Consider the following 16,422-nt stretch of genomic DNA (forward strand, 5'->3'; position numbering starts at 1 on the left):
GAAGGGATGGGGGTTCAGCCGCTGCGTCGGGCGCGCCAACGGACGTGTGTGCGGACGGGGTTCGTGTCGTCGGGGACCGTCTCGAAGTTGTTGTTGCTGTTGTTGTTGCTGGGCTGACCTGCGGCAACAACGTCCCCAGGAGGGGGGTCCGCGGCGGGGGGAAGTGGCGGGATGTGGGCGGCCCGTACGCCGGTGCTCACCCCGCGGCCCCGCATCCTCACCTGATCGCCGGCGGGGATGCCGGCTGCCTTGAGGCCGGTGCGGACCTTCTCGGGGGTGGTGGCGAGGTGCCGGGCGACGGCGGAGAGGTGGGCGTGTGGGGCGGCCACGGCGTGGAGCGCCATGGCGAGTTCGTTCGCGGTCAGTTCGGCCGGCTCGGCGGCGGGCGGCGGTTCGTCGGGGGCGGCCGGCTCGTCGACGCTCGGGCCCGGGGCCGCGGCCGCCGGCGTCGCCGGGGGAGCGGCGGGCGGGGGGAGACGCAGCCCGAGGACGATCGCGGTGGCGAGCCAGCCGGCGGCGAGGACGGCGGCGATGGCGCCAGCGCTCACCAGCCCGTTCGCGACGCCGAGGACGAGCGCGACGACGAGCAGGCGCACCGCGGGGGCGACGATGATCCACGCGGCGAGGTGGCGGCAGATCGCCGTGCTGCCGGTGAAGATGGCCATCCACACCCGCATCAGCTGCCGCCGATCATCATCAGCGAAGCGGCGGCGAGCTCGCACGGGAGCGCCCACACGGTGGAGGCGCCCGCCAGCGGCCAGACGACGGCGGCGACGAGGCCGAGGATGGCGCCGCGGAGGGGGTTGAGCTTCCAGCAGAGCATCAGGATCAGCAGCAGCAGGGACACGGCACCGACGCCGACGTTGCCGAACGGCCCGTCGCCGGTGCCGACGCCGAGGCCGGTCATGCCCTGGCCCACGATGCGCTCGGGGTTGGACCAGATCGCGCCGGCCGCGGAGAAAGCCGTGCCTGCGATGAACCCGCAGATCATCGCGGGGTTCTCGCGCAGCCGGACCCGGCCTTGCCCGCGGACGCCGAGGACGAGGAGGACGGTGAGGGCGAGCGCCAGCCCCCCGGCGCCGAGCGCGCCGAACGCGGCGCCGTCGGCCTGTGCCAGATTCACGACGGGTCTCCTAGATCACGGTGCCGGGCGCGTGGAGCGCCAGGGCGAGGGCGGCGGTGGCGAGGGGGATGCGGGCGAGCCACACGGTGGCGGGGCGCAGCGGCGGCGGGATGAACGGCAGGCCAGGGAGCCACGCGGCGGGGATGCAGGCGATGAGGCACAGGCCGATACCGGCGGCGGGGGCGGTGGTGCCGAGCGTCCCCAGCCACGCGGAGACCGCGGGTCCGAAGCCGATGAGCCAGCCGACGCCGGCGCCGGCGCCGTGGTAGATGAGCCAGCGGATCCGTGCGCGGCGGCGGCCGTCGGGCTGCTCCGGGTGCGGCGGGGGCTGGTTGATGGTGATGTGGACACCAGGGTCGTCGCGGGGCGCCGGCTCGGGCTCGGGGTGCTGGCGTACGGGGTGGAGTACGGCCCACCACGGGCGCGCCCCGGCGTCCGGACGCGGGTCCGGACACGGGTCCGGGTCCGGATGCTTCGCGGGCCCGGCGTCCGGGTCGTCCGCGTACAGGCGGTCCCACCAGTCCGGCGCCGGCGGCGGCTCGGGCCCGGTCACCTCGACAGCTCCACGAGGGCGGCCAGGGCCACGATGGCGATGGTGCCGACGGCGACGATCCGCGCCGCGGGCAGCAGCCACTGCCGGGCCTCCCCCGGGTAGCAGGTGATCAACCCGAGCGCGGCCATCGCGGCGACGAGCGGGCACACGAGGAAGCCGAGGATCATCACGCGCCCCTTCGGACAGCGCGGAGATAGCGGTTCACCGTCGACTCGCGGGCATCCGGATCGGCGACCTTCCGCACGTAGGAGAGGACCCGCTCTTCGTCATCGATGCCGGAGGCGTAGGCAGTGCGTACGGCTTCGCGGGTGCTCGGGCGGATGGCCCGGACGGTGTCCGGATCCGTGTCCGGATGTCCGTCCGGATCGGTGTCCGCGTCCGGATCCGTATCCGCCGGCGGCGCGGGCGCGGCGGCCGGGAGTGCGGCAGCCTCGGCGGCGAGGAGACCGCGGGCGCGCGCCACCCGGCGCCGTACGGGCAGCAGCCCCAACTCGGCGCCGGCGACGGCCAACTCCTGCTGCGCCCACTGCCGGGTGCGGTCATCGAGCGGCGGCGACTGGTGGGCGAGGACGACGGTCCATGCGCCCTTCGCGAGGGCGGACACGGCGGCGCCGACGAACCCGGCGGTGCGCCCGTCCTCGAGCCAGCCGTGCGCGGCGACGGCGGCCATGGCGATGAGGAGCGCGGCGTGCCCGGCGCGGCGCGGCAGGCGCGCGCGGTCGGGGTCGTAGCGGGCGAGCCACTCGACGCCCATGCAGAGGATCCACGCGGCGTCGAACGCGCCCGCGGCGGCGTAGGCGGGGCCGGCGGGGACGGTGCGGGCGAGGAGGTCCCCGATCGCGGCGGTCGACCAGACGACGGACACGGCGACGGCGAGGGCGGCGCCGGCGGTGACAGCGGTGAGGACGGCGCGGTCCCAGTCCCGCGGGGGTACGGGGATCTCCACGGTGTACGTCTCGGTGACGTAGTGGGTGATGCCGTCGATGGTGTGGGGGACGGTGCGGGTGCGGATGTCGGTGCGGGTCTTCATCGCCTGCCTCCTGCGTTCCACACGGCGGCGGCGAGTGCGCCGGCGACGAGGGCGGGCGCGAGCTGGCCGGTGAGGAGGGCGAGCGCGGCGAGCGCGGTGAAGCCGTAGCGGGCGAGGGGGGTGTTGAGGATGGGGCGCCGGCGGCGGCTCATGGGTTCCTCGTTCCGGGAAGGGCGGGGCGGGAGAGAGGGGAGGCCGGGCCCGCGTCGGGGGGACGCGCGGGCCCGGCCGGTCGGGGGGCTACTCGTCGTCGCCGTCGGGCTCAGGCGGGTACCAGCCGCCGCGCTGCGGGTCGTAGTCGGTGCCGTGGGGGCTGTCGGGGTCGGGCTGTTCGGCGCGGATCGGCATGCCCTTGGGGAGGCTCATGCGGTGACCTCGCCGGCGCCGTTGCAGCGGCGGCAGTTCTTCCAGGTCTGTGTGGCGATCCGCTGGCCGCCGCGGGTCTCGGTGCCGTCCGTCATGGCGCCCCCCGCCCCGTTGCACATGGGGCATGTGCGGGTGCGGGCGGCCATGACCGAGGGGGTGCCGTTGGGCGGCGGGTAGTCGTTACGCTCCATGCGGACCTGCTCCTTCGTCGCGTTGTGGGTGGGTCCGCCCCCGGACCGGAGCGCCAACTCAGCGGTCCGGGGGCTTTGTGCACCAGCAGCGCGGGCTGCCTTCCCGTGAGCGTATGGGATCCCATACACTCAGGGCAAGCGGCCTGCCCGTACGAGATGAGGCCGGGTGTGACCGAGGAGGCTCAGCGGGTGATCGACGCCATGAACGCGGTCGAGGCGATGCCCGATCCCCAGGAGCGCGCGAAGGCGATCAGCGAAGTTCTCGCCCACCAGACGGCGCGGAGCAAGGAGTGGCGCAAGCTGCGACGGGACTTCGTCCTCGGGTTGCGGGCGCAGAAGCCCGCGGTGTCCTACCGGAAGATCGCCGCGATGCTCGGCGTCTCGCTCGGCACGGTGCAGGACATCGAGCGCGGCTACTCGGGGTCGGGGAAGAACCGGCCGAGGAAGGGCGAGGAGACGCCCCTCCCGGCCGGCGACGTCGACGGCGGGTCTACCGCCGGTTGACCTCCCGCAGGATGAGCAGGATCAGGCATAGCGAAAGCGGGTCCATGTGCGGTCCTTCCTACTGCGGAGCCCGTGTGGCTCCTTCCGTCCCCGCAGTAGGGCAGTGCAGCGTTCTCGGGGTCGATCGGGGACGACGGGCGGGCCCGCTCCGGGGGAGGTCGGAGCGGGCCCGCGGGGAAGGGGCCACCGCCGGGGGAGGAAGGGCGGCGGCCCGGTGGTCTACTCGGTGTCGTCGTTGCGGCAGTCCCAGCGGCGGTCGTCGAGCCCGACCTCGCGCGGAGTGGGTTCGGGCTGCGGCCGGATGGTGATCCAACCGGAGCCGAACTCCAGCGCGGCGAAGCCCTCGTCATCGGCCATCGTCTGCGCGGCAGCGACGAGCTGCGTGACTCCGGCGTGGTCCTCGTCGGCGATCGTGCTGCCCTGGGAGTGGATGAGGTCGTACGCGGCGTCGCGGAGTTCGTCGCTGGTGGTGCTGGTGCGGCGCTCGGAGGGCTTGCCCTTCTGGCCGATGACGATGCGGTACATGGGCGGTCCTTCCGGGTGGTGTGGCCTGCCTCGTCAGGGCGGGAGCGGCCGGGTCCCGCCGACGCCCCGTGGGGCGTTTCGGCTCAGCGGGCGAAGTAGCTCTCGACCTGGAGGCGCAGATCCTTGATGGCGTCCCGCTTCCGGGCGATCGGCTCGGTGTTGTAGTCGTTGCCGCAACTGATGATCCAGCCGGAGAAGTCGGCACCCTCCCGCTTGAAATGCCGCGTGGCCTCGGCGACCTGGACGACCTCGTAGGGCAGGTCCCGGCGGAGGATGTTCTCCAGGGCCACCGCCGGGTCGATGGTCGGGTCGGACACCCACACGGCGGTGACGATCAGGCCCTCATCCACGTACTGCACGTTCGCAGCGTTGTACGCCCGACGCGCAGGCTGCTCGGTGACGACCCTGCGGACGGCGCGGGAGTGCCAGTCGGCTCGGCGCAGGACGGCGGTCCTGTTCCAGCTCTCGAGGCCGCAGTCGACGCGGACCGTCTTCTCGGTGACCTTGACGACTACACCGGTGCGCGAGTAGAGGCCACGCCCGTTGAACCCGGTCTCCCGGGTGGTGAACTGGAGGCGGTCGCCCTCGTGCACGTTGCTGAAGTCGACGCCCTCGTAGCGCGGCTTGGGCTCGGTCATGGTCATCGCGGTCCTTCCGGGTCAGGCGGCGAGCAGCATGCGGGCGGCGGCGGTGTGGAAACAGCGGGCGGAGCGGAGCCCGGCCGGGCACGAACAGTGGCCGCGGGCGTCGGTGCGGTGTACGGCGGAGCCGTCCGTGGAGACGGCGAGGAACAGGGTGCGGCGGAGCGGGATGATCGCGGCGTCGGCGATGAGCTGCCGGGCGCTGGTGATCTGGTGGGGCTTGTAGTCGGCGAGGTCGGCGGCGGCGCGGCGGATCTTGGCGGCGCAGTGGGCGCCGTAGCCGCGGGCGACCGACGAGGGGGAACGAAGCGGCCGACGGCACCTCAGGCAGTGGGTGTGCTGGGTGGTGGTCGGCTGCTCCATGGCGCCCCTCCCCTCCTGTGCGCTTCCCTGTTGCGATACACAGTAGCGGTTCGAGACTGGGAGCGCAACCCCATTGCGCTACCATGTTGCGCATGGATCCCCTCGACGCTCTCGACCAGGCCACACGCCAGTACCAGCGCACCGAGGCCGCACACGAGAAGTCCCGCACCGCCGCGGTACAGGCGGTGCTCGCGGCCCTGCGAGCTGGAGAGCGCCCCACCGACGTGACCGACCGATCGCCGTTCACCGCGGCGTACGTGCGCCGCATCGCCCGGGAGAATGGCATCGAGCCGGCCCGGCGCGGCCCGAAGAAGGAGACCGGATCATGACCGACACCGCCGCCCCGTGGGAGATGCAGCACGAGGTGAAAGTGCTGAACCAGCGCCGCACACGCGCCGCCGAGCCCGACACGGAAGGTGTGCGCTGGCAGGAGGTGGAGCTGACCGGTCTCGTACACGGGCTGTGCAACTGCGGTGCCAGCACCGGGTGGGTGGAGCGTCCGGGGCCGGACGCTGAGGATGTGGTGGCGCTGCTGGGTGAGGGTTGCCGGGAGTGGTGGCGTGAGCAGTTGGCGCGCATTGCGGCCGAGGAGGTGCAGAGCGCATGACGTACCGCCCGTATCCGAACGCCGCGCGCGCACTGCGGCAGCTCGACCGCCACACGCGCCCCGAGTCGCAGCCACGCGTCAGCGTGCCGCCGATCCGCATCATGACGCCCGAACAGGCCGCTCGCTCGCTGGAGGCCATAGGCGCCGCCGTGCGGCCGATCAGTGAGGCCATGGAGCGCGCTGCCACTGCTGCTGCGAGGCGCGTGCGGTGACCGCTGATCTTGTGGCGTTCCTCCGCGCCCGACTCGACGACTCCCACGCCGCACTCATCCGGTACCGCGACGGCCACGACGGGCCGTGCCTCAACATGCCGGGCCAGCGCCCCGAGGACTACGACGAGTACGACTCGTGCTACCTGCATATCGAGACCGCGGGAGCTACGCCGTACCGGGACGTGGCGTTCGGGCTCGCCGACATCGACGCCAAGCGGCGGATCCTTGACCTGCATCACGCCGAGCTGGTCGAGGTGACCAACGCGGACGGCGACGAGCGGTCGGGCCGTTGGTGTTCCGAGTGCGACGGCGAGCAGTTCCCCTGCCAGACGCTGCGCCTGCTCGCCGTGCCGCACGCCGGGCACCCGGAATGGCGCTCGGAGTGGCGGCCGTGAGGACTCCCCCACGGAACCCCATACCGGCGCCCGGCGAACTCTGCTGCGAGGCTCGCACTCTGCCATCCGACCCGCCGTGCGAGGCCACCGCGACCCTGCACATCGCATGGCTACTCGCCCCCCGCGGCCATTTCACACTGGTCTGCGACCGCCACATGACCGAGCTGGCGAGCGTGTACGACTGGGTTGACCGGCACCCGGCCAACATCATGTGCAGCATGCCGGGCACCGGGTGGCTGAGTGGCGAGCCGAGCCGCTGCGTCATCGCGCCGACTGCCGAGCCGACCGTCAGACGTCGCCGTCGGAACCGTTGGCGCCCCGGGAGGCGGTAGGGGGCGTGTCGTGGTCGGCGCGCCCCCTCCCGCATATTCACTGCCGTACGGCTCGCCGTACGCCGGCCGCGCCTGCGACGGCGAGGAGCACGCCAGCCCACACGGCGCGTTTCGTCCCGGTGTCGTCGACCGTGAGGGCCGCGGTCGCGGCGAGGGCGGTGGCTGTGGCGCCGGTGGTGAGGCAGTAGACGGCGAGGCGCAGGCGCGTCACGTCGCGGGGCCTTCCTCCTCGGGGACGTGGAGGCCGTCGGGCGGGGGCACGAGCAGCGGCGTCTCCCGCTGCTCCTGCGCGGCGTCGTTGGTCGCCGGGTCGTGGTACTTGTGGCCGTCCTCGTTCCGCAGGAACGCCGTATACCGGATGACGCGCACGCCGTCGGTGCTGGTGGCGAGGGTGAGTTCCGTGGGGGTGGCGCCGTCGTCGCTGGGGACGTCGGCGGGGTTGATGTTGTTGGCGGTGAGCCAGGCGTTGTAGGCGTCGCTGCGGGCCTTGAGGTTGATGGCCATGGTCAGTTCTCCTTCGGGGTGTCGGTGTGCGGGGTGGTGCCGGCGTGCTGGTCGGTCCACAGGGTTTGCCCGTGGTCGGTGTCGGGGCCGGTGTGGTTGCCGGCGTGTCCGGCGGTGCGGATGCAGTGGAGGGTGTCGTCACCGGGGATGTGGGGGCCGGTGATGGTGGCGGTGCAGGTGAGCATGGGCTCGGTCTCCTTCAGGTTGAGTGCGGTGCGGACGGCGTCGGCAGCCTGGTCCATGTCGATGCAGGCGTTCGGGTCCTGGGCGGTGCGGGCCCAGTCGTCGGCGAGCGCCTGCGTGCGCTGTACCGCGGCCTCGATCTGCTCGCGCTGGTCGATGGCCGTGGTGAGTTCGTTCTTGAGCCGGCGTTCGGTGTCGGCGTGGAGGGCGGAGACGCGGCGCAGCTCGGCCTCGGCGTGGGCGAGGAGCACGGCGCGGCCGACTTCGAGTGCGTCCGTCAGGTAGCCGGCTAGATCGCTGTGGGTCCAGCCCGCGGGGTGATCGTCGATGAACTTGGCGATCGCCGAGGCGATCGCGCCGCGCAGCGTGCCGGCGGGCGGGGCGGGGGCTGCGCACGTCCCGTCAGGTGAGTCCTCGCACGGGCTGCCGTGCCCGGTGTGGGCGGGACTCGCTCCCGCGGCCTGATCCGTCCATGCCTGGTAGGCGCCCGAGCCCCGGTCGCCCGAGCTGTGCCCGCCCGGGTGTCCGGTGGGACGGTCGCACGCCCACTGCATGTGGTAGTTGACGTAGCGGGCGGTGCACGTCTTGGGGTCGAGGCTCTGTGCGCCCGCCTGAGGCCCGTTCTCGCGTTCCGGGTAGCTGGAGTCCACCTCGGTCCGTTCGGCCCTCTCGCGGGCGCCTGGCGCCGTTCCCGGGGCATCGGGGCGCGGGGAGGCTGCGGCGGTCTGCGGTGACTGCCGCAGAACCGGCCGTTCGGCGATGGCTGCGATGCGCTTCGCGTAGGCGTCGAAGACCGCGAAGCCGTCGGGCCCGGTGTCGGCCGGGCGGCGGCGCAGTTCGTTGCGGAGTTCGACGGCGGCGCGCTTGCGGTCCGGGGTGAAGTCCCAGCGGGTGGCGAGCGCGGAGGCGCGTCGGACGGCGGCCTCGGCGTAGAGGACGCGCTCGTGCAGGGCGTCCAACTCGTCGTCGGTGATCGTGCTCGCGGTCGGGCGGTCGGTCACGGCCTGACCCCCGGGGTGGCGAACTGCTCCGACACCGCGCGCAGCAGCGGCTCCCACCGGCCCCGCTGGAGCGCCGCGCCCTCGCACGACAGGTACGGGGCGTGGACGGTCCGGCAGGTGGCGCACAGCGGGAGGGGCGGGTCGATGTGCCGGACGGTGATCTCTACGGTCGACCAGTCGATCGGGGTGGTCATGGGCGGGCCTTTCGTCGGTTGCGGATGGTGTGGGGGGTGGGGAGTCCGAGGCGTTCCCAGGTGTTGACAGCTTCGGCGGCGGCGTGGACGGGGAGCCAGAGGATTTCGGTGGGCTGTCGCCACCACGGGCGGGGCGGCGGCCACGCACCCAGAGGGAGGGGGCGGCGGCGGGTCACAGCGGCTCCCCGGCGGCGAGGCGCAGGAGCACGGCGGCGTGGCAGTGGTCCGGCTCGCCCGGCTCCGGCAGCGGGCACCAGCACGCCAGGTCGCGGTCGGCCAGGTGCTCGCGGATCTCCTCGTCCGACGGGTACGCGACGACGTGTTCGGGATGGGGATGGTCGGCGCGGGTGGCGAGGAGGACCGTGAACAGCCTGGCGGCGTGCGCCCGTTCCTCCGGCGAGCCGCCGTAGGCGGGGAACGGGTTGCCCCACTTGCCGGGGCGGCCGACGTACACGGCGCCGGGCGGCATGCCGGGCTGGCCCCGGCGGCGGGTGCGTTGCACTCGGGTGGGCATCAGGTCTCCTTGGGGGCTCGGGTGCGGAGTACGACGACACCCCACCGGCGCGGCCCGGGCTCCACGGTCCAGCCGGCGCGGTTGAGGGCGCGTTCGGTGTGGACGGCGTCGAGGCCGTTGACGAACGCAATGAGGTGCGCGCCGTGGTGCTGCGGGTCGGGCGTGATGGCCGGGGCGATGGCGGGTTCGAGGTACCGGACCGCGCGGCGGTCAACGACCGCGGCATCGGCGATCCCCTGGAGCGCCGCGGCGGGGGTGATGGTCGTGGTCACGGCTGCTGGCCTCCGATCGCCCGCGCCACCGCGAGGGCTTCGGGCTTCACCGCTCCCGGGCCGGACGCCAACCACGCCACGGCGTCCGGGTGGTCGGCGATGACCCAGATCTCCTTGGCGGCCGTCGCGCAGGCTTCGTGGCGGGCGGCCTCCGACTCCAGCCACGCGGCGAGCGCCAGCGCCACGCCCGGGTGCATCGCCGCGATGAAGTCGGCGTCGGTCAGGCGCTCAACGCCGCCGCCCTCGTACCCGCTGTCAACGATGTCGCGTTCGCCGGGCGAGGTGCCGATACCGGCTTCGAAGCCGAGGACGTCGACGCCAGCCTCGTACTCCGTCGCGTGCCACGGGCCGGGCGCGGCTGCTTCGGCGAGGGCCCGGAGCTTCTGCGCTGCGGCGCGCAGTTCGGCCGCCGCGCTCACCGGCCCTCCCCCTCGTCGCCACGGCGCAGCACGTCCGACACCGTGAACCCGTTCAACGTCACCAACGGCGCCGCCGCCTCCGCCAACCGCAGCGCCTCCTCCAGCGAGAACCGGTGCCCGGCCAGCCACTCGTCAGTGCGCTCAGACGGCCGCGACTCCCACGACCACTCGCCATCCGCACCAAGGCACTGCGAGTGCCGCACCACGGCCCACAGGCCCCGGCCGCGGTACTCCACGCCGAGGTTCCACAGGTGCCGCTCGGGGTGGTCGGTGGGCAGGCACGACACCTCGTAGCGGGTCGCGAACGCGGTAGCCGGCGGGAGGGTGGGGGCTTCGTCCTGGGCCCGCTGCTCGGAGGCGCGGATCGCGGCTCGGACCTGGTTCTCGTCGGGCGGGGTGGTCGTGTTCATGCCTACTCCAATCGTGCCAGCATTCACTGGCACAGTCGTGCTGTCAGTTGCGTCGGGCGGCCGTTGCCCCGGGTCAAGCCGCCTTTCCAGGCGCCTGATCAGCGGTTTCGGGGACGGCGGTGAGCCGTCGGCGGGGGTCGTGTTCGCCGTCGTTCCAGCCGGCGAGGGCGTGGGCGAGGGCGGCGTAGTGGCGGATCTGGTCTTCCTTCGTGGTGGGTTCGAGGTGGTCGGGGAGGTGGGGTGGTTGGGGTTGGTCGGGTATGGGTCCGCCGAACTGCCCGGTGGGGATCTCCTCGGCAAGGAGCCGCTCGTACGGGGTGCTCATCCGTCCTCCAGCGGCAGTTCGGCTTGCAGGGCTTCGGTGGCCGTGCAGCGGCGGCAGACCTCGGGCCAGTGGATCGACAGCGACCCGAGGGCGATGGCGCGTTGGTGCTTGACGTGGGCGGCGAGGGTGCCGTGGGCGGCCATGTCGTCGATCGCGTCGGGGGTCATGAGCGGTTCGTCGAGCGGGTCGTGGCAGCCGCAGGGGCAGCCGGGTTCGCCGGGGAGGCCGAGGGCGAGGAGGTGGGCCCAGCAGGCGTGGTGCTTGTGCTGGCGGCAGGCGGGGCAGATCGTCGTGTTGTGGCCGAAGGGGACGATGACTTTGCCGGGGCGGAGTTCGGAGTTCTGGGGTCGGTAGCCGCGGGTGCGGCCTGATCCGCGGGTCATGGCGTGGTCTCTTCCGGCTCGGTGGGCGTGGTGTGGCTGCGGAGTGCGGCGCGTGCTGCTGCGGCGTGGCGGCGTACGGCGTCGGGGCCGGCGGGGCGTGCGGGCGTACGCCAGTCGTCGGCGGGCGCGGGGGGTGCGGCGGCGGTGGGGCGCCAGCCGTGGGAGCGGAGCGCGGTGACGTACTCCTGCGCGAGCACCTCGGGGTCGGGGCGTTCGTCGGCGGGGGCTTCGTCGCGGCGGCGGATGCGGGCGGCGAGGCTGGTGATGGCGTCGCGGTCGGCGGGGTCGGGGGTCATCCGGTGTCTCCTTCGCGGTCCGCTGCGGCGATGGCGTCGAGTTCGGCGAGGCGGTCGCGGTACGAGGGCGGGGTGGGCGTGGCCTGCCCGCCGGGGACGGCGACGAGGAACGCGCCCTGTGCGCCGGCGCGTTCGGGGCGTTCGCGGGAGAGCCACACGCGCCAGAGGGGGCCGAAGTCGGCGGCGACGTCGCCGCGGGCCCGGTGGTGGGCGATGAACTTCTGCGTGGCTCGGGTGGTGGCTTCGGGGCCGAGGCGGGTGATGTCGGCGGTGGCCGCGGTGCGGTCGGCTTCGCTGGGTGTCCAGTCCTCGGGGATCAGAGAGAGAGGTTCGCGGGCCCGCGCGTCACTTGGGTGACGTTCTCTCTCTACTGGACCACCGGTAAAGGACGGGTCGGGTCGGGTCGGGAACGCGCGCGCGCGAGGACCCTGGGAGTCCCCCGGGGACGCACCGTTGTGACCAGGGTGTTCGCCAGAAACAGGGGTGTGAATCGTCTTCGATTCGCGCTCGATTCGTTCGCGATTCGCCGACGAATCGTCTCCGTTTCGCGGACGATTCGCGGGCGGATCGGGTGTCGGGTCCTGCCGGTGACGCTGCTTCCGCTTCTTCTCCGCGGCCCGCTCACGGCCGGCGACGACGTCCGCGCGGGACGGGTTGTAGGCGAGGTAGTCGTGCATCTGGAAGTCCCCGTCACTGGGCTGAGGGCAGCGCAGGCAGGTGTGCCCGTGGGGGTGCCAGAGGCCGACGCGCACGAGCTTCTTGATCTGCGGCGCGGTTCCGTACATGGCGGCGACCGGGCCGGGCACGATGCCGTCGGTGAGGTGCTGGGCCGCGTAGGCGCCGCACCGGAGCCACAGCCCGACGGCGGCGTTGGTCGCCGCGAGGATCTTGGGGTGGCTGTGGGCGGTGTCGTCCACCTTGAACCACGTCATCGTGCCGCACTCCACGGTTGAGGGTTGATGCCGGCGGATCGCGGGCCCGCCACGCGGCGGGCCCGCGGCGGCAGCTACTTGGGCATGGGGAACTTCTCCGGCGTGGCGCCGCCGGGCTTGTAGCGCAGGACCCGCAGCTCCGTGCCATCGCGGTAGGCGTTCCACGCCTTGATCACGAAGGCCAGGAGCATGTCCTCGGGAACACGGCCGGCACTGTCACTCAGCTCCGCGGCGCGCTTCCGCAGCGTCCACACGGGGTGGTACTGCTCCAGGCCGGCGCCGGAACCGAGGCGGTCGAAGAACCACGCCGCGTCCTCGGCGTCGAGCTTGGCGAACACCCAGTGGGTGAGGGCAATGACGGATGCAGGAAGCCGGCCGGGCTTGCGGACAGCGGCGGCGACCTTCGCCGAGTCTCGGGCCTCCGGGTGCTGCTCCAGGAAGGCCAGGCACTCGGTGTTCGTCGGCGTGTAGACGCCGGTGTTCCGGCGCTGGCCCTGGGTCCACATAAGGGCCCGGCGCAGGAGGGATCCGAGGATGACGGCGTTGTGCTCGCCGCGGAGGTGGAGGGCGTCGGACAGCGTGCGCTTTCGTCCGTCGTCCATCGTCTCCTGGGTGGAGTTGGGCAGGCCGGTGACGACCAGCATGCGGAGGCTGACGCCGGACAGGGCGACGGCCTGAAGCCGGTGCTGGCCGTCGAGCAGGGTGCCGTCGGCTGCGAACTTGATGGACTCGCCGTTCTCTGCCCAGTTGCCCGCTTCCATGTCGCGGGCGTAGGCGAGAACCGCCTTTTCCCGCAGGTTGCGGTTGTGGGTGTTCTGGCCGAGCCACTTCTCGGCGAGTTCCGGGGTGACGTCGATGACCTTGTACTTGGGGCCCTTAGCGCTCGGGCCGGGTACCGTGGTGGTGCTCACTTGTTCTCCTTCTCGATGGAGGTGGCGACGCCGGCGAGGGCGTCGCTGATCGTGTGGAGGCTCGTCGCCCACCAGCGGCGGGCCTCTTCGCTTGCTGCGGCGTCGGGCAGGTTCATGGCCTGTACGAGCCGGGTGGTGTGTTCCAGGGCGCCGAGGAGTTCGGGGACCTGGTGGTGGGTGTTCTCCCGGTTCTTGGCGAACCGGTCGTCTTCGGTGAGCCGGGCGAGGCGTTCGGCGGCGCGGGTGAGGTCGCGGCCGGCGTCGGTGAACGCCTCGGGGAGCGGGCGCCGCTTGGGGCGCGGCGGCTCGGGGCGCGCGGGCTCGTCGAGCAGTTCGGCATCGACGACCTCGGGAGCGGTGTCCGGCTCGATCCAGTCGTCCCCGGCGAGCAGGTCCGGGACATGGGACGGCGCGGCTGGCCGCGTCGCGGCGTACGACTTGCCGTCCGTGCCCTGGATTTGAGGTGAGCAATTCTGCTCACCTGATGCCGCTAGGTCGTTCCGGACGGTGCCGTAGCTGACTCCGGTGGCGGAACTGATCGCGCGGACGCTCATGCCCGCGGACCGGAGCGACTGGATCGTGTCGGCGCGCTCCTCCTTCGGCAGCGCGAGCCGGGCCGTGCGGAACTCGGCGTCGACGTAGGCGTCCCAGGCGTCGTAGCCGAGGGCGGCCCAGGCGCGGGAGGTGTACGCCTCCTGAATCAGTTCCCACGTGCCCTCGACCGCGAGCTTGATGCGGTCGGTGAGCGTGCGAGCCTGCTCGGCCGTCGGCAGTTCGATCTCGGTCACTGCGTCGCTTCCCTTCTGCGGTTCGGGGAGCCGGGCCCCGGCGCCGGCTCGGGCCGGCCCGCGAGCGCCGACGGGGAATGCGCCGGGCACCGCCACCCGCAGGGGTAGAACCGTGCGCGGCCGATCGCGTGCGGGCCGGTGGGCACGTTGCACGGCGGCGGCCGGTGGCCCCGGTGCGGCTTCACGCGGCGGCCCCCGAGTCCTGCGCGGCGGCGGCCGCCTTGTCGGCTTCGTCCTTGCGGCGGTACAGCGCGGCCCGTTCGCGGACGCCGAGGCCGCCGCGGATGCCGGTGCGTTCTCCGCTCTTCTGCGGGCGCTCGAAGCGTTCGGCGTCCGCGAGGCAGGCAGCCTTCGCGGGGCAGGCGCGGCACCAGGTGACGGCTTTCTTCCCGTCGGGGTGTCCGGGCCCGTCGTGCTCCCACCAGGTGGGGTCTGCGGCGGGGTGGAGGCAGAGGGCGCGCGACCACCAAACGGAGTCGGCGGCGGATCCGGGGGCGGTCATGCGGGGCTTCACGAGGGGCACCTCCTCAGGGCCGGTGCTGCTGGATCAGGGACAGGGACACGCCGTACTCGCGCGCAAGGTCCTGGGCCCGCTCGCCCTCGCGAAGCCGGCGGACGATGTCGTCGCGCTCCCGGGGAGTGAGCCGCCGGGGCCGGCCGCGGCCTTCCCCGGGCTGCGCGGCGTCTTGGCGGCGGGCCCAGTCCCGCTGACCGTCCGTCGCCGCGTTCACGGCGCGACCACCGCCCGCACACGCTCCGCGGCCCACGTCGCCACGTTCACCGGCACCGCGTTGCCGATCTGCAGCCGCTGCGCGGTCTCCTCGCCGGCGAACACGTGATGGTCGGGGAAGCCCTGCAGCCGCGCCTTCTCCGCGAGCGTCAGCGGCCGGTACTCGCAGCCGTCGACGCTGCCGTCGCCGCCAGGACGCACGAGGTAGTGGTGATTGCCGCCCTGCGCGGTGATGGTGCCGATCGGCTCGTTCAGGCTGGTGGCGCGGCCGTGGTTGCGGCGGGTGACCATGAACGGCTCACCGCCGAACCTGGCGATGCCTTGCGCAACGCAGGCGCGGGTGGCCGCTACGTAGGGCACGCGCTTGGTGCCGCGGGTCCAGCCGTCGCCGAATCGGTGGCCTCGCACGCTGTCGTCGATGACGTCGCCGATGCCGGCGACGACCGGCTCAACACGGCGGTGGCAACGCGGGGTGGGGCACACGTAGTGGTACTGGTCGCCGTACTCCCCGACGCGGCGCGCCCGGGGCGCGATCGTCCAGTGCTGCATGCCCTTGACCGGGCCGCAGACGTCGCAGAGGGCATCGGGACGCGGGCGCAGATCGGGCAGGCGGCCAAGGTCCTTGCGAATCATGGCCCACACGACACGGTGCCGCAGTTGCGGAAGCCGACGGTAACCGGGGCCGTCGGTGTGCGCGGCGTTGACGGACGCGATGACCGGGTAGTAGTCGAGGGCGTCCCACACGTGAAGCCAGGCGTCGAAGAGCGGCCGGTTGCGGCCCATGCCGAACTCCGGGACGTTCTCCCCGATGTAGGCCAGTGGCCGGTGAACCTCGGCGTAGCGGATGGGGTCCCACGCGGTCATGCGGGTGCGGGTGAAGTCGGGCCGCTCAGGCTGGGAGTCGTCGAAGGTGAGGGCGAGCTGCGCGCGCGGTGTGGTGCGCCCTCCGGACCGGCCGACTTCCCAGCAGATCGGGGAGCCGACGACGACATCCGCGCCCGGGACGCTGCGCATATCGAGGTTGTTGATGTCGCACTGCTGGACCCACAGGCCGGGCCAGTTGGCGCGGGCCGTGTCACAGGCGGCCGTATCGTGGTTCGCGGCGTACTGCGGCTCGTACCCGGCGTCGGTGGCGCCGCGGAGGTCGCCGCAGCCGCCGGAGAAGAGGAAGACGGCGGTCGTCATCGGGTCACCGCCTCGTAGTCGGGCCATTCGCAGCCGAGCAGCCCGCCGCGGTGCGTCTCCGGCACCGCAACCAGCGGGCACCCCGCCCAATCCAGGCCGGCCGCGCGGAGGACGAAGCTGTCGCACTCGTCGTCGTTCGCGAACACGGCGCCGTACGTGTGCTGTACGGCGTTCATGACGCCGGTCTTGCCGGCGTTGCCGTTGCCGGTGGCGTACTTGGCGCGGCACCGCGGCGGCATGATCGCGGTGGGGATTTCGCGGTCGAGGAGGCCGTCGACGATGAGCCACCACAGGCCGCCGCGGTCCCATGCGGAACCGCCGGCGCTGTGGAACGACGGGCCTTCGATGACGGCGAGGTCGACGTCGCCGACGGCTTCGAGGGCGCCGCGGGCGATGCTCTGCAGCCGGGCGTGCCGGGTGTGGAGGAGGTCGCGGCGCCGGCCGGTGGTGGGGATGCGGACGGTGCCGCCGAGGGTGGCGATGGCTGTTCCGGTCAGCGAAACGTCCACGCCGGCGACTCGCAGGGGCCGAGG

At 73.0% G+C, this 16,422-nt stretch carries 34 protein-coding genes and 1 other RNA gene; 5 read left to right on the forward strand and 30 right to left on the reverse strand.

Annotated features, from left to right (window positions below; translation table 11 throughout):
* Positions 1-14: 14 nt before the first annotated feature.
* The 8 genes from LG396_RS05065 to LG396_RS05095 form a co-directional block, all read right to left on the reverse strand.
* The gene (locus LG396_RS05065; RefSeq protein WP_225793772.1) at positions 15-665 is read right to left on the reverse strand and encodes a hypothetical protein; all 651 of its coding nucleotides are present in this window, start codon (positions 663-665) and stop codon (positions 15-17) included.
* A gap of 11 nt (positions 666-676) precedes the next feature.
* Positions 677-1,123, reverse strand: a complete 447-nt coding sequence (locus LG396_RS05070) for a hypothetical protein (protein WP_225793773.1) — start codon at positions 1,121-1,123, stop codon at positions 677-679.
* Between the two features lie 10 nt (positions 1,124-1,133).
* Positions 1,134-1,676 (reverse strand): hypothetical protein, encoded by a 543-nt coding sequence (locus tag LG396_RS05075; RefSeq protein WP_225793774.1) that lies wholly within the window; start codon positions 1,674-1,676, stop codon positions 1,134-1,136.
* Positions 1,673-1,843, reverse strand: a complete 171-nt coding sequence (locus LG396_RS05080; protein WP_225793775.1) for a hypothetical protein — start codon at positions 1,841-1,843, stop codon at positions 1,673-1,675. Before LG396_RS05080 ends, LG396_RS05075 begins: the two co-directional genes overlap by 4 nt.
* Complete coding sequence (locus LG396_RS05085) at positions 1,843-2,706, reverse strand: protein transporter Sec31 (protein ID WP_225793776.1); 864 nt, start codon at positions 2,704-2,706, stop codon at positions 1,843-1,845. Before LG396_RS05085 ends, LG396_RS05080 begins: the two co-directional genes overlap by 1 nt.
* Entirely contained in the window at positions 2,703-2,858 is a 156-nt protein-coding gene (locus LG396_RS05090; RefSeq protein ID WP_225793777.1) for a hypothetical protein, read from the reverse strand. Before LG396_RS05090 ends, LG396_RS05085 begins: the two co-directional genes overlap by 4 nt.
* Positions 2,859-2,946: 88 nt before the next feature.
* A complete protein-coding gene (locus tag LG396_RS39125) occupies positions 2,947-3,072 on the reverse strand; it encodes a hypothetical protein (protein WP_263978724.1) in 126 nt (41 codons plus the stop codon).
* Positions 3,069-3,263, reverse strand: a complete 195-nt coding sequence (locus LG396_RS05095) for a hypothetical protein (RefSeq protein WP_225793778.1) — start codon at positions 3,261-3,263, stop codon at positions 3,069-3,071. The genes LG396_RS39125 and LG396_RS05095 overlap by 4 nt, the downstream gene beginning before the upstream one ends.
* Positions 3,264-3,431: 168 nt before the next feature.
* Between LG396_RS05095 and LG396_RS05100 the strand changes: the two genes are divergently transcribed.
* On the forward strand, positions 3,432-3,767 hold the full coding sequence (locus tag LG396_RS05100; protein ID WP_225793779.1) for a sigma-70 RNA polymerase sigma factor region 4 domain-containing protein: 336 nt from the start codon (positions 3,432-3,434) through the stop codon (positions 3,765-3,767).
* Between the two features lie 219 nt (positions 3,768-3,986).
* Here the strand turns inward: LG396_RS05100 and LG396_RS05105 are convergent, their stop codons facing one another.
* From LG396_RS05105 to LG396_RS05120, 4 genes are all read right to left on the reverse strand, one after another.
* A complete protein-coding gene (locus LG396_RS05105; protein WP_225793780.1) occupies positions 3,987-4,292 on the reverse strand; it encodes a hypothetical protein in 306 nt (101 codons plus the stop codon).
* A 19-nt stretch (positions 4,293-4,311) separates the two neighbouring features.
* Positions 4,312-4,376: hammerhead ribozyme type II (locus LG396_RS05110), an RNA gene on the reverse strand.
* On the reverse strand, positions 4,376-4,930 hold the full coding sequence (locus LG396_RS05115) for a hypothetical protein (RefSeq protein ID WP_225793781.1): 555 nt from the start codon (positions 4,928-4,930) through the stop codon (positions 4,376-4,378). Before LG396_RS05115 ends, LG396_RS05110 begins: the two co-directional genes overlap by 1 nt.
* Positions 4,931-4,951: 21 nt before the next feature.
* Positions 4,952-5,296 (reverse strand): DUF6011 domain-containing protein, encoded by a 345-nt coding sequence (locus LG396_RS05120; protein ID WP_225793782.1) that lies wholly within the window; start codon positions 5,294-5,296, stop codon positions 4,952-4,954.
* 92 nt (positions 5,297-5,388) lie between these two features.
* On the opposite strand from LG396_RS05120, the gene LG396_RS05125 reads away from it, so the two are divergent.
* From LG396_RS05125 to LG396_RS05140, 4 genes are read left to right on the forward strand one after another with little or no spacing between them, the layout of a single operon-like run.
* Positions 5,389-5,625, forward strand: coding sequence for a hypothetical protein (locus tag LG396_RS05125; protein WP_225793783.1), 237 nt, complete (start codon positions 5,389-5,391; stop codon positions 5,623-5,625).
* The gene (locus tag LG396_RS05130) at positions 5,622-5,903 is read left to right on the forward strand and encodes a hypothetical protein (protein ID WP_225793784.1); all 282 of its coding nucleotides are present in this window, start codon (positions 5,622-5,624) and stop codon (positions 5,901-5,903) included. Before LG396_RS05125 ends, LG396_RS05130 begins: the two co-directional genes overlap by 4 nt.
* Positions 5,900-6,115 carry a hypothetical protein gene (locus LG396_RS05135; protein ID WP_225793785.1) on the forward strand — a complete coding sequence of 72 codons (216 nt, stop codon included), beginning with the start codon at positions 5,900-5,902 and terminating at the stop codon, positions 6,113-6,115. Before LG396_RS05130 ends, LG396_RS05135 begins: the two co-directional genes overlap by 4 nt.
* Positions 6,112-6,510 carry a DUF6221 family protein gene (locus LG396_RS05140; RefSeq protein ID WP_225793786.1) on the forward strand — a complete coding sequence of 133 codons (399 nt, stop codon included), beginning with the start codon at positions 6,112-6,114 and terminating at the stop codon, positions 6,508-6,510. The genes LG396_RS05135 and LG396_RS05140 overlap by 4 nt, the downstream gene beginning before the upstream one ends.
* Positions 6,511-6,879: 369 nt before the next feature.
* Here LG396_RS05140 and LG396_RS05145 read toward each other — a convergent pair whose 3' ends face one another.
* The 18 genes from LG396_RS05145 to LG396_RS05230 all read right to left on the reverse strand — a co-directional run bounded on the left by LG396_RS05145 (position 6,880) and on the right by LG396_RS05230 (position 16,398).
* Positions 6,880-7,053 (reverse strand): hypothetical protein, encoded by a 174-nt coding sequence (locus LG396_RS05145; protein ID WP_225793787.1) that lies wholly within the window; start codon positions 7,051-7,053, stop codon positions 6,880-6,882.
* Positions 7,050-7,346, reverse strand: coding sequence for a hypothetical protein (locus tag LG396_RS05150; protein ID WP_225793788.1), 297 nt, complete (start codon positions 7,344-7,346; stop codon positions 7,050-7,052). Before LG396_RS05150 ends, LG396_RS05145 begins: the two co-directional genes overlap by 4 nt.
* Positions 7,347-7,348: 2 nt before the next feature.
* The gene (locus LG396_RS05155; protein ID WP_225793789.1) at positions 7,349-8,530 is read right to left on the reverse strand and encodes a chromosomal replication initiator protein DnaA; all 1,182 of its coding nucleotides are present in this window, start codon (positions 8,528-8,530) and stop codon (positions 7,349-7,351) included.
* The gene (locus LG396_RS05160) at positions 8,527-8,724 is read right to left on the reverse strand and encodes a hypothetical protein (RefSeq protein ID WP_225793790.1); all 198 of its coding nucleotides are present in this window, start codon (positions 8,722-8,724) and stop codon (positions 8,527-8,529) included. Before LG396_RS05160 ends, LG396_RS05155 begins: the two co-directional genes overlap by 4 nt.
* 172 nt (positions 8,725-8,896) lie before the next feature.
* Complete coding sequence (locus tag LG396_RS05165; protein ID WP_225793791.1) at positions 8,897-9,238, reverse strand: DUF4326 domain-containing protein; 342 nt, start codon at positions 9,236-9,238, stop codon at positions 8,897-8,899.
* Positions 9,238-9,510, reverse strand: coding sequence for a hypothetical protein (locus LG396_RS05170; protein ID WP_225793792.1), 273 nt, complete (start codon positions 9,508-9,510; stop codon positions 9,238-9,240). The genes LG396_RS05165 and LG396_RS05170 overlap by 1 nt, the downstream gene beginning before the upstream one ends.
* On the reverse strand, positions 9,507-9,929 hold the full coding sequence (locus LG396_RS05175) for a hypothetical protein (protein WP_225793793.1): 423 nt from the start codon (positions 9,927-9,929) through the stop codon (positions 9,507-9,509). Before LG396_RS05175 ends, LG396_RS05170 begins: the two co-directional genes overlap by 4 nt.
* Positions 9,926-10,339, reverse strand: a complete 414-nt coding sequence (locus LG396_RS05180) for a hypothetical protein (protein WP_225793794.1) — start codon at positions 10,337-10,339, stop codon at positions 9,926-9,928. Before LG396_RS05180 ends, LG396_RS05175 begins: the two co-directional genes overlap by 4 nt.
* A 73-nt stretch (positions 10,340-10,412) precedes the next feature.
* On the reverse strand, positions 10,413-10,664 hold the full coding sequence (locus LG396_RS05185) for a hypothetical protein (protein WP_225793795.1): 252 nt from the start codon (positions 10,662-10,664) through the stop codon (positions 10,413-10,415).
* On the reverse strand, positions 10,661-11,047 hold the full coding sequence (locus LG396_RS39130) for a hypothetical protein (protein ID WP_263978725.1): 387 nt from the start codon (positions 11,045-11,047) through the stop codon (positions 10,661-10,663). The genes LG396_RS05185 and LG396_RS39130 overlap by 4 nt, the downstream gene beginning before the upstream one ends.
* Complete coding sequence (locus tag LG396_RS05195) at positions 11,044-11,343, reverse strand: hypothetical protein (protein ID WP_225793796.1); 300 nt, start codon at positions 11,341-11,343, stop codon at positions 11,044-11,046. The genes LG396_RS39130 and LG396_RS05195 overlap by 4 nt, the downstream gene beginning before the upstream one ends.
* Positions 11,340-12,275: a hypothetical protein gene (locus LG396_RS05200; protein ID WP_225793797.1), complete on the reverse strand. Its 936-nt coding sequence runs from the start codon at positions 12,273-12,275 to the stop codon at positions 11,340-11,342. Before LG396_RS05200 ends, LG396_RS05195 begins: the two co-directional genes overlap by 4 nt.
* Before the next feature lie 74 nt (positions 12,276-12,349).
* A complete protein-coding gene (locus LG396_RS05205) occupies positions 12,350-13,186 on the reverse strand; it encodes a hypothetical protein (protein WP_225793798.1) in 837 nt (278 codons plus the stop codon).
* The gene (locus tag LG396_RS05210) at positions 13,183-13,974 is read right to left on the reverse strand and encodes a hypothetical protein (protein WP_225793799.1); all 792 of its coding nucleotides are present in this window, start codon (positions 13,972-13,974) and stop codon (positions 13,183-13,185) included. Before LG396_RS05210 ends, LG396_RS05205 begins: the two co-directional genes overlap by 4 nt.
* Positions 13,975-14,155: 181 nt before the next feature.
* Positions 14,156-14,488, reverse strand: coding sequence for a WhiB family transcriptional regulator (locus LG396_RS05215; RefSeq protein WP_225793800.1), 333 nt, complete (start codon positions 14,486-14,488; stop codon positions 14,156-14,158).
* A gap of 13 nt (positions 14,489-14,501) precedes the next feature.
* The gene (locus LG396_RS39605) at positions 14,502-14,705 is read right to left on the reverse strand and encodes a helix-turn-helix domain-containing protein (protein WP_225793801.1); all 204 of its coding nucleotides are present in this window, start codon (positions 14,703-14,705) and stop codon (positions 14,502-14,504) included.
* Positions 14,702-15,889 (reverse strand): DNA cytosine methyltransferase, encoded by a 1,188-nt coding sequence (locus LG396_RS05225; protein ID WP_225793802.1) that lies wholly within the window; start codon positions 15,887-15,889, stop codon positions 14,702-14,704. The genes LG396_RS39605 and LG396_RS05225 overlap by 4 nt, the downstream gene beginning before the upstream one ends.
* Entirely contained in the window at positions 15,886-16,398 is a 513-nt protein-coding gene (locus LG396_RS05230) for a hypothetical protein (RefSeq protein ID WP_225793803.1), read from the reverse strand. Before LG396_RS05230 ends, LG396_RS05225 begins: the two co-directional genes overlap by 4 nt.
* Between the last annotated feature and the right edge of the window lie 24 nt (positions 16,399-16,422).

The organism is Streptomyces aculeolatus (assembly GCF_020400605.1).
Lineage (GTDB): Bacteria > Actinomycetota > Actinomycetes > Streptomycetales > Streptomycetaceae > Streptomyces > Streptomyces aculeolatus.